Consider the following 9898-nt stretch of genomic DNA (forward strand, 5'->3'; position numbering starts at 1 on the left):
GACAAAACATTCAGCACTGATGCCTTCACAGATAAAGCAGCGGCTTATGATGCTGGATTCGATTACATCGATTCACTTAACACATTATCTGCGAATGAGTTACGTCAAAAATTAATCGTTATCAGTGAAACACCTGCAAACGATATTAAAATTGATAACGCTAAAGTAACAATTCAAGAGTTTGCTCAAACACGTGACCAAGTAGCTTACCGTGCAGTAGTTGATGTGGATTACCACTTTTCGACTTTACGCTCAACTAACTAATTAACGGTTCGAGTTAAAGAAATTAAGTCGCTACTGCTAGCTAATTAAGCCAATCAGCGCTAGCGACAAACAGAATAAATCATCACTTATAACAATAAGTGTTGATGACAACAGATTAATTAAGGGGTTTCTCATGAAAAAATTTACAACATTAACAGCCATCGCAGCGACATTATTAGTAAGTTCAAGTGCATTTGCAGCGACACAAGTTGTGCATTCAGACAAAATGTTCACCACTGATGCATTCACAGATAAAGCAGCCGCTTATGATGCTGGTTTTGATTACATCGATGGTCTAAAAAAATTACCTGCTAATGAATTACGTCACGAACTAACTGTGATCAGCAATTCACCAGCACAAGATTTAACCATTGATAAATCAAAAGTAACGATCCAAGAGTTCGCTCAAACACGTGATCAAGTTGCTTACCGTGCAGTGGTTGATGTGGATTACCACTTCACTACAATCAAAACACAAGACTAATTTATTTAGTTTATCGTTATAACTTACCGTTATAACGATAAGAAAAGGTTCATCACCGAAAATGCCGTTGACTTACATAGTTAGCGGCATTTTTTTTGTTTATGACGTTGCTGTATATACATCCAAATTATTTATAGATCAGGTCTGTTTATGTCTCTCGACTATTTATAACTTTAGCCTATTTATACTTTTAGCCTATTTATACATTTGATCAAAGTTATCAATATAGTTATCCCATATCGGCGGAGAGCCGACTAGTTCCTTTACGATTTCAATAAATAACTTCACCAGAGGCGTTTGATTTCTGTGGGGATAAACAGCGTAAACACCCCAATCCCTCGTCTCTAGTTTATAATTTGTGAGTAACGGTACTAACCCTAGTTCTTTAATATTTTTATCTAAAGTAAATAAGCCGCGTTGTGAATAACCCAATCCAGCTTGTAGCGCATCAATGATAACGCTTATTTCATTGACCTCGAGACGCCCAACCATATTATGACTACGCATTTGATCGCTACCAGGTGTTTCTGAGAGCGTTAATTTATTAAATGTATTTTCACCATTGGCATAGATAATTGCAGGTAATTTAATAAGTTCTTCAGGTGTTTTCGGTTCACCGTAGGTTTTAATAAAACTTTCAGAGGCCAGTATTGCGAACTTAGCTCCCGCTAACTTTCGAGCAATTAAGTTTGAGTCTCGAGCCGGTCCGATGCGAAAAGCAATATCAAACCGCTCACCAATAATATCCGAGCGTTTATCCTCAAATACTAATTTGATATGAGTTTGTGGATACTTGGCCATAAACAGTGCCACGGCTTTTTGAATATACATTTTACCAAATAACGTTGGGCAGGTAATACGCAGTAACCCTTTGGGTTCTGAATGAAAGGAATCTGCGAGGCGCTGGGTATTAGCCAATAATTCTCTCATTGCTTCAGCTTGTTTAAATATCTCCTTGCCAGCATCCGTGAGCGAAACTGATCGCGTTGATCGATTTAATAAACGCACCCCTAGGTCATCTTCCAATAACTTTATCTGTTTAGATAATGCAGAGCGGTCAATGTTACGTATTCCAGCAGCTTTTGCGAAGGATCCGTGTTGAACAACATCAATAAACAAGTCTAATCTTGTCGACATTCCCATTAAAAAATCCTTTTTTAAAATAATAAAATAGTCATAAAGAGTGCTAAGCTAAAACATGACATTGTGTATGGTTATCTTGGATTGAATTTGAATTAATAATGGATTTAATACTGGGTTAATTCAAAGTCTGGTGATAGTTATAACAATAATCTTAAGCTTCATTGCTACGGTGACTATCATGAGTACGAACAATGTTATTCTAAATCGTCTTTTACAACAGATTGACGCGTCATACACAAGGCTAATAGCAGAGTTAACGCATCGCTAACGGAGTCAATATAACATTTTGCATCGCTATTAAATGGGATTGCATCCCCTACCACTACATCACAGTTAAATGGCACAAAAATCATTTCACCTTTGGGTAACGCTTTGCCTAAACCATGCATCATAACAGGTACTACTTTTAGTGTTTCTCTGCTTTTAATTAAGTGGTGTACGCCACGCTTTAAATCACTGAGTTGTTCTGGCTTGCCACGAGAACCTTCTGGAAATAAAAGCAAAATATCTCCGTTGTCTAATGCACGATGACATTGTGCAAATAAGACTGACGTATCGCGTATATGTTTACGTTGCATTGGAATAATGCCAATAATGTTCAATGAGAACCAAGCCAGTAGTTTATTTTTTAAAAAATAATCAGCGGCGGCAACGGGTCTTATTTTATGGATTTGACTTAATGGGTATAAGCTCATCAAGACGAGGGTATCTAAGTGGCTGTTATGGTTTGCAACAACAATCGCAGGTCCCTGTTTAGGCAATTTCGCTTTAAAAAACACATTTAAACCTAAACCCAACAACACCATAGGTTTAACCAATAATGCAAAAAATAATATTTTTAAAAATCGGTTCATTAACAATCCTTATTAAGTCCTACTTTGATACTCACGAGCACGCTTATTTGATGAAAAGTAATACGTATTCGAGATGCCCTCACCTGATACCGGTTAATAATGTAAATAATAGAGGAAGTGGAAGAATAATGGCGCCGTATAAATCAAGCTATCTATTCGATCCAATAACCCGCCATGGCCTGGAATTAATGTACCACTGTCTTTAATCGCTAAATCTCGTTTAACCGACGAAATTACCACATCGCCCACAAATCCGCTGATTGCGATTAATGTACCAGCTACAAAGCCTTGGACCATTGTTAGTGGCGTTAAGTAAGGCGCAACACAACCAGAGATAAGGGTGACGGTTATCACTCCTCCAATAAATCCTTCCCATGTTTTTTTAGGGCTTACTTTAGGAATTATTTTATGTTTACCTAAGGTTTTACCCCAAATATATTGGCATACATCGTTAAACTGGGTGATAAAAATCAGAAATAAAACTAATCCCAATGCTCCGGCTTGCTCATTTTTAACGGGAAGTTGTAATAAATAAGCAATGTGACTAACACATAATACGGACAGCATGACTGCCCAGTGAATAGTCCCTAAAGAGCGAATGAAGCCTTTGGTTTCTCCAATAAACACTGCGCGCATTGGTAAAAATAAGAACACGTAGATAGGAATAAAGATAAGAAACATGCCATACCAGTTGCTAGCAACCCAATAATACTGCAATGGAATGGCAAGATAGGCCCATAATAAAATGCGTCTATCGGCTTGTCGAGTGGGCATGATCGAGAAAAATTCTTTTAACGCTAAAAAGCTCAACAGCGCAAAAAAGATAATGGAGATGGTTGTGGGGGCTAATAAAATGCCAAATAAAATTGCAATCATCCACCACCAAGATTGAATGCGTTGTTTTAGTTCTAAGTAATCTGTTTGTGGATTTTTTACCTGCAAACGCCAACGAATTAAAGAACCCGTGATCAGTAAGATCACTACAAATATCATCATATAAAAAGAGTGAGTCGGTATATTAAACATCAGTATTGTCCTCATGCTTATTGCGTTGACGATTATTGTGCTCAGGCCTGTTGTGTTGAGTATTATTGTCTTGAGGCTTGTTGTGTTGAGTATTGGTGTGCTGAGTATTGTTGTGTTGAGTATGGGTGTGTTGATTTTGCTCTGGCGATTCTAAATATTGGTATGCCGAGCGAGCGCGTTTATATAAAGTCAGTAAACAACCGAAACAGATAATCGATAGGCCAAGGAGTAAAACATATCCTTGTGTTGCAAATACTGATGTTTCGATAGGCAGTAATAGCAAGACAAAGGTGATCACCGCCATTCGATGTTGTTTTGCCATTGGGCCGGTAAATAAAGTTGGTGCACCGATAGATGTTGCTAACACACGCACATAAGCCGTTTTAACCGCCAACAGTCCGGCTAACCACCCTAGTTCAATCGCCCATGGCAAGCTAGCAATGGCATAACCAGCGCAGACTAAAATCAAGGGATCCGCAATTCTATCTGGAATATCATTAAATAATTCACCAGATGATGTTGATTTTCCCCCTTCCATGGCTACCATGCCATCAAATAAATTACATAATAGGCGGCATTGCACCAATAAAGCAGCTAACCAACTCAACCAGATAGTTGCGCCAGCGCCTATCGAAAGTAAACAAAGCCCCGCTAGTAGTGCAAAAAAGATACTAGCTATTGATATTTGATTAGGTGAAATATTACGCTTACTCAAAGATGTCGCTATTTTATTCATAATCGTCAAATCGCGCACTTTTAATGGGCGGCGAGCTTCTGAGTCAGTCATTATATTTCCTTATTAATAACAGTTAATCGTGATGCAATTAATATGAGCAAAGGCGATGTGGCCTTTAACTCTGCGCAAAATGGACGTCCTTTAATAATCCTACATTATCCTTATCATGGTCATAGCATGGTCATAGCAATGAAAAAAATAGGCCATTAAAGTATTATTTTAGTGTGATATTTAAGGTGCACATACGAGAACAATATAGTGCTTTAAATTACTGGTTAAGACAACCTAGGTTTATATAACATAAAGTTAATATTTAGTGCGCCTTCTAATACTGATAGATTTACCTAAGCATTGAATTAATCGTCATTAACCACTTCATTATGAACAATTTATAAGCGTTATAGGCTCTATCAATTATAGCTATTTCATTTGCTAAGATATTTTTTAAACAAATAGATAGGAAAGATCAGTCGCCGCTAACATAGTCAATAAAAGTTGTGTAATATCGCACAAAACCCTCACCTATATAATGAGTAGCCTATGGACGTTGAATTATTAGAAATAAAAGACTTTATCAGTCAATACGCCCCTTTTGATGAACTGCCCGAAGAAGCTTTAGCTGAAGTGGTACAAAGTGTTGAAATATCTTATTTCCGTGCCAATACAACCATCATCGATTTTAAGGATGAGATTAGCGAGTTGTATATGATCCGCAGCGGTATTGTTGAATTATTTCGTCGTAATGGCAATCTCTATAATCGTCTAGACCAAGGGCAATTATTTGGGCAAATGGGGCTACTCACCAATAATAAAGTACGTTTTCCCGCTAAAACCACCAAAGACACCCTTTTATACTGCATTCCAGCGGTTATCTTTTATGATTTATGTGAGCGTTTTGAATCCTTTGCTGATTTCGTAGAAGCAGAAGATAGTACTCGTTTAAAACAAGCGGTAGAAAGTAATAGTGATGATGCCAATGCGCTTACCACTTCAAAAGTAAAAAAATTAATTACACGCGAACCTTTGATTGTTCCGATTGATACCAGTGTGCAAGCGGTTGCACAAATGATGGCAGAAGAATATCAATCTGCCGCTTTAATTAATGACCCTAGCCTCGATGACAGTGAGGGAAATAACCTAGTGGGTCTAATTTCCGAACATGATTTATGTGCAAAAGTGATTGCTGCAGGCTTAAGTATTGATAGCCCCGTTTCTGAGGTCATGTCTACAGAACTGATTTCTTTAGATCATAATGCCTATATTTTTGAAGCCATGTTGATCATGCTACGCAACAACGTGCATCATTTACCTGTGCTTAAAAATAAAAAACCGATTGGCTTAATTGAAGTGTCTGACATTATTCGCTATGAATCTCAAAATAGTTTGTTGTTTGTTAGTAGCATTTTCCAGCAACAAAGCCCTGAAGATCTTGCTCTATTATCAAAACAGTTGAAAGATTGTTTTGTCCGTATGGTGAACGAAGATGCGAACTCGCACATGGTTGGGCGTGCGATGTCAGAGATTGGACGTAGCTTTAAACAACGTTTATTAGAATTGGCGGAAGAGGAGTTTGGCCCGGCCCCTATTCCATTTTGCTTCTTAGCATTGGGTTCAATGGCCCGTGATGAACAATTGATGGTAACCGATCAAGATAATGCCATTATTCTTGATAATAGTTATGACCCAGCAGTACACGGTGAATATTTTGAGAAATTATCGCACTTTGTTTGCGATGGTTTAGCGGCCTGCGGTTACATTTATTGTACCGGTGATATTATGGCCACCAATCCAGAGTTTCGTAAAACACAAATCGAATGGGAAGAATGCTTCGCAAGTTGGATTGATAATCCAAACCCTAAAGCGCTATTAAATTGTAATATTTTCTTTGATTTAACCGGTGTTTATGGACGCATAAAATGGGCTGAGCATTTAAATGCCTTTATTTTACGTCGCGCCAAAAAGAATAATCGTTTCTTAGCTTGTTTGGCCCGTAATGCGCTGAATAGAAAACCACCTCTGGGTTTCTTTAAAGATTTTGTGATGGAAAGTGATGGTCGTCATAATAATTCCATCAACTTAAAACGTCGTGGAACAGCACCACTTGCAGACTTGATTCGTGTGCATGCGTTAGCCATTGGTTCTCAATCTCAAAACTCCTTTGACCGTTTGGAAGATATTATTGAAGCAGGCATTTTACCTAAATCTAAAGGTGAAGATTTACAACATGCCATGGAGCTTATCTCGTTAGTAAGATTACGCCACCAAGCATTAGATATTGAATCGGATATTGAGCCTGATAATAATATTGAACCTGAAAATATGTCTGATTTTGAAAGACGAAATTTAAAGGATGCGTTTTTAGTATTAAGTAACGCGCAAAATTTCTTAAAATATCGTTATAGTGCCACTCTTTAAGGATCGTCTATGTATAATTTTATTAACAAAGAGGTCTTAAACTGGTCTGCTTTTTTAAAGTTAAAAGCCCAGTTAAGCAAGGATGAACGTCTCAAGAAGTTTTATGATGTGGGCACATATCATGACGATACAAAACTTCAAGACATTGAATTTGTTGCTTTAGATTTTGAAACTACAGGATTAGATCCTAAAAAAAATAGCATTATTAGTATTGGTTTAGTACCTTTTACCTTAAAACGCATTTATTGTAATCAAGCTAAAAGTTGGTTTATTAACCCTAAAGATAAGTTACAAGAAGACTCTATTATTATTCATGGGATCACCCATTCAGATTTAAAAGGTGCACCGGACTTAAGGCGTATTCTAGATCAGTTACTTGATCAGTTAGCGGGTAAAGTAGTAGTGGTTCATTACCGTAATATCGAGCGCCCTTTCTTAGATTTACATTTACGTGCGCTTATTAAAGAAGGCATTGTTTTCCCTGTGGTTGATACTATGCAAATCGAATCTAACATACAAAGAAAGCTAGCAGCTGGATTTTTAAATAGATTACGTGGCAAAAAGCCAGCCTCGATTCGCCTAGGGCAAAGTCGAACGCGCTATAATTTACCTACTTATCAACCACATGACGCCTTAACCGATGCAATTGCTACTGCGGAGTTGCTACAGGCGCAAGTGGGGTATCATTTTAGCCCTGACACACCTATTAAGGATTTGTGGTTATAATATGAAAATGGTTGCAGAGTGGCTGCAGCTATTTAATAACAAAGCAATAGAATGACAAAAGCTATAACCGTTACTTGCTAACAATAATGCGATCTATTGCTAGCAAGTCCTTTCAACTTTTAAACTTTATACTGCTCAAATAGCTAATCCTCGACAGTCACCACGCAACTTTATTTTGTAAACAGAATTTTCAAATTAGACTCCCTCGAATAAACCGCGCAGAAACATCTTTATTTCTGTCACTTTAGGGTAATAGCTAATGGCTGACGACTGACCACTGACCGCTAATAACTTAATTTAACCATTAGCTCTTCATCTTTATGCTTATAGCCGCTATTAATCAGCTGCATTATTTCGCCACCTGCTCGAATATCCAGACTAGAAAAATATGATTAACTTTCAATCAGTTCACTACGTGAACCCGCTGTCAATATTTTAAAAACATGTGCTTACAACCTAAATGGCTAATCTTTAAAAATGGCATTGCAGGCTACTTTGCCGCTACATACTTATGCTCGTTTAATTCAAGTTGAATGCTGAGTAAACCTGGTCATTTAACATTCGATTAATGACCAAAAAACCCATAATGAATGGAAATAAAAAGTGATGAAGATCACATAAATGAAGCGCATAATAGCTATATCGAGTGAGACAGTAGCGGCAACACATTAATAACTCATTCAACTCAAACAAGTCATTAACAAGAACTGAACCAATTATTTAAGGCATTAAAAATGAAAAACTTTACAATTCTAGTAGCAACTTTACTTATTAGCTCAAGTGTTTTTGCAAGTACGCAAATAATACATTCTGATAAAAATTTCAGTACTGATGCATTTACAGATAAAGCATCGGCTTACGAAGCAGGTTTTGATTATGTTGATCAACTTAAACAGTTACCTGAAAACAAATTAAGTCATGAATTGGTCCTTATTTCTACCACGCCAACTAAAGACATTAGAATTAACAACACTAACGTATCAATTGAAGAATTTGCGCAAACTCGCGGACAAATTGCTTACCGCGCAATAGTGAATGTTGATTACAACTACACCACGAAAAAAAATGACAATTAATCGTCGCTTAGCAGTACAAAGAACAGAATTAACAAAGAAAAACACAAACAAGTCGTGAACGCCAATAGGTAGCGACAACATATATCTTATAAATAATATTATTAAGGGCATAAACATGAAAAATTTTACAACATTAACAGCAGTAGCAGCAGCACTATTAGTTAGTTCAAGTGTTTTTGCAGCAACACAAGTTGTTCATTCAGACAAAACATTCAGCACTGATGCGTACACAAATAAAACAGCAGCTTATGATGCAGGTTTTGACTACCTTGATGGACTCAAAAAATTGCCAGCGAACGAATTACGCCATGCGTTAACAGTGATCAGTAATTCGCCAGCACAAGATCTGACTATTGATAAATCAAAAGTCACGATTAAAGAGTTTGCTCAAACGCGTGATCAAGTTGTTTATCGTGCTGTAGTTGATGTGGATTACCACTACACCACAATAAAAAAACAAAACTAAGCTTGGTTTAATGTTTTAAATAGACACTAACCATGACCAACATTGCTGCTTATCTACTTTCTTAGCCAGTTTGTTAGTGGGCAGCAATTTTATTTCATTTCTTATTTAACTATATTTATATTCGTTAGCAAGCAATATACATTATTCAGTCGTTAACTCGAACCTCCAGACTAGCCGTTTTAACCTAGTGACTCGATAAAGAATTAACTGTATTAATCTACTTCTCAAATATTACTACTCAATTATTACTACTCAACTATTACTACTCAATTATAACCACCAGTATCAACGATAAAGCAGCTTCTCTCAGACAGTCAATTTAGCAGTCAATCTAGCATTAAATTTAGTAATGAATATAGTAATGAACTTAGCAAAATATTGACGATTAACTCGGAATTATTGGCTTTTTTCTGGCCACTTACCAATGGTGACGTATGGACACCATTAGGCTACCCTCTAACGATTAACCTACTTTCTATTGTAGAAATTATAGTCTGAAAAAATCTTCACACTCAATAAATAAGTTTCATTTTTTAATGTTTTTTTTAATAACATAACTCTACTTATTAACTACAAAAAACGCATATGTTAAGTCATTTCTACAAGAGTTATTTAACTTTATTTACACTATTTTTTATTTCCACATGTAAGCTTAACACCTTATTTAACCTTGTTGGCTAATTTACCTTACAATAAAAATGCAATAAA

10 protein-coding genes are annotated in these 9898 nt (G+C 36.6%); 6 read left to right on the forward strand and 4 right to left on the reverse strand.

Annotated features, from left to right (window positions below; translation table 11 throughout):
* A partial coding sequence (locus tag H5084_RS18755) for a DUF3316 domain-containing protein (protein WP_182692167.1) occupies positions 1-264 on the forward strand: 264 nt, incomplete at its 5' end.
* A 133-nt stretch (positions 265-397) separates the two neighbouring features.
* A complete protein-coding gene (locus H5084_RS18760) occupies positions 398-748 on the forward strand; it encodes a DUF3316 domain-containing protein (protein WP_182692168.1) in 351 nt (116 codons plus the stop codon).
* Between the two features lie 195 nt (positions 749-943).
* On the opposite strand, the gene H5084_RS18765 is transcribed toward H5084_RS18760, so the two are convergent.
* From H5084_RS18765 to H5084_RS18780, 4 genes are all read right to left on the reverse strand, one after another.
* Complete coding sequence (locus H5084_RS18765; RefSeq protein ID WP_245600461.1) at positions 944-1885, reverse strand: LysR family transcriptional regulator; 942 nt, start codon at positions 1883-1885, stop codon at positions 944-946.
* A gap of 200 nt (positions 1886-2085) precedes the next feature.
* Positions 2086-2745 carry a lysophospholipid acyltransferase family protein gene (locus tag H5084_RS18770; RefSeq protein WP_182692169.1) on the reverse strand — a complete coding sequence of 220 codons (660 nt, stop codon included), beginning with the start codon at positions 2743-2745 and terminating at the stop codon, positions 2086-2088.
* A 93-nt stretch (positions 2746-2838) separates the two neighbouring features.
* A complete protein-coding gene (locus tag H5084_RS18775) occupies positions 2839-3771 on the reverse strand; it encodes a phosphatidate cytidylyltransferase (protein WP_182692170.1) in 933 nt (310 codons plus the stop codon).
* Complete coding sequence (locus tag H5084_RS18780; protein ID WP_182692171.1) at positions 3764-4558, reverse strand: CDP-alcohol phosphatidyltransferase family protein; 795 nt, start codon at positions 4556-4558, stop codon at positions 3764-3766. Before H5084_RS18780 ends, H5084_RS18775 begins: the two co-directional genes overlap by 8 nt.
* A gap of 489 nt (positions 4559-5047) precedes the next feature.
* Between H5084_RS18780 and H5084_RS18785 the strand changes: the two genes are divergently transcribed.
* The 4 genes from H5084_RS18785 to H5084_RS18800 all read left to right on the forward strand — a co-directional run bounded on the left by H5084_RS18785 (position 5048) and on the right by H5084_RS18800 (position 9190).
* The gene (locus H5084_RS18785) at positions 5048-6922 is read left to right on the forward strand and encodes a putative nucleotidyltransferase substrate binding domain-containing protein (protein ID WP_028870372.1); all 1875 of its coding nucleotides are present in this window, start codon (positions 5048-5050) and stop codon (positions 6920-6922) included.
* A 9-nt stretch (positions 6923-6931) separates the two neighbouring features.
* Positions 6932-7648, forward strand: a complete 717-nt coding sequence (locus tag H5084_RS18790) for a 3'-5' exonuclease (RefSeq protein WP_182692172.1) — start codon at positions 6932-6934, stop codon at positions 7646-7648.
* Between the two features lie 734 nt (positions 7649-8382).
* Positions 8383-8724 (forward strand): DUF3316 domain-containing protein, encoded by a 342-nt coding sequence (locus tag H5084_RS18795; protein WP_182692173.1) that lies wholly within the window; start codon positions 8383-8385, stop codon positions 8722-8724.
* A gap of 115 nt (positions 8725-8839) precedes the next feature.
* On the forward strand, positions 8840-9190 hold the full coding sequence (locus H5084_RS18800) for a DUF3316 domain-containing protein (RefSeq protein WP_028870375.1): 351 nt from the start codon (positions 8840-8842) through the stop codon (positions 9188-9190).
* The last annotated feature ends 708 nt before the right edge of the window (positions 9191-9898 follow it).

Origin of the sequence: Psychromonas sp. SR45-3 (assembly GCF_014163575.1) — a bacterium.
GTDB lineage: Bacteria > Pseudomonadota > Gammaproteobacteria > Enterobacterales > Psychromonadaceae > Psychromonas > Psychromonas arctica.

What these genes read in the sequence shown, in the direction of transcription:
- H5084_RS18760 (WP_182692168.1), top strand. Translation starts at nt 398, where the DNA reads ATGAAAAAATTTACAACATTAACAGCCATCGCAGCGACATTATTAGTA.
- H5084_RS18765 (WP_245600461.1), bottom strand. Translation starts at nt 1,885, where the DNA reads ATGTCGACAAGATTAGACTTGTTTATTGATGTTGTTCAACACGGATCC.
- H5084_RS18770 (WP_182692169.1), bottom strand. Translation starts at nt 2,745, where the DNA reads ATGAACCGATTTTTAAAAATATTATTTTTTGCATTATTGGTTAAACCT.
- H5084_RS18775 (WP_182692170.1), bottom strand. Translation starts at nt 3,771, where the DNA reads ATGTTTAATATACCGACTCACTCTTTTTATATGATGATATTTGTAGTG.
- H5084_RS18780 (WP_182692171.1), bottom strand. Translation starts at nt 4,558, where the DNA reads ATGACTGACTCAGAAGCTCGCCGCCCATTAAAAGTGCGCGATTTGACG.
- H5084_RS18785 (WP_028870372.1), top strand. Translation starts at nt 5,048, where the DNA reads ATGGACGTTGAATTATTAGAAATAAAAGACTTTATCAGTCAATACGCC.
- H5084_RS18790 (WP_182692172.1), top strand. Translation starts at nt 6,932, where the DNA reads ATGTATAATTTTATTAACAAAGAGGTCTTAAACTGGTCTGCTTTTTTA.
- H5084_RS18795 (WP_182692173.1), top strand. Translation starts at nt 8,383, where the DNA reads ATGAAAAACTTTACAATTCTAGTAGCAACTTTACTTATTAGCTCAAGT.
- H5084_RS18800 (WP_028870375.1), top strand. Translation starts at nt 8,840, where the DNA reads ATGAAAAATTTTACAACATTAACAGCAGTAGCAGCAGCACTATTAGTT.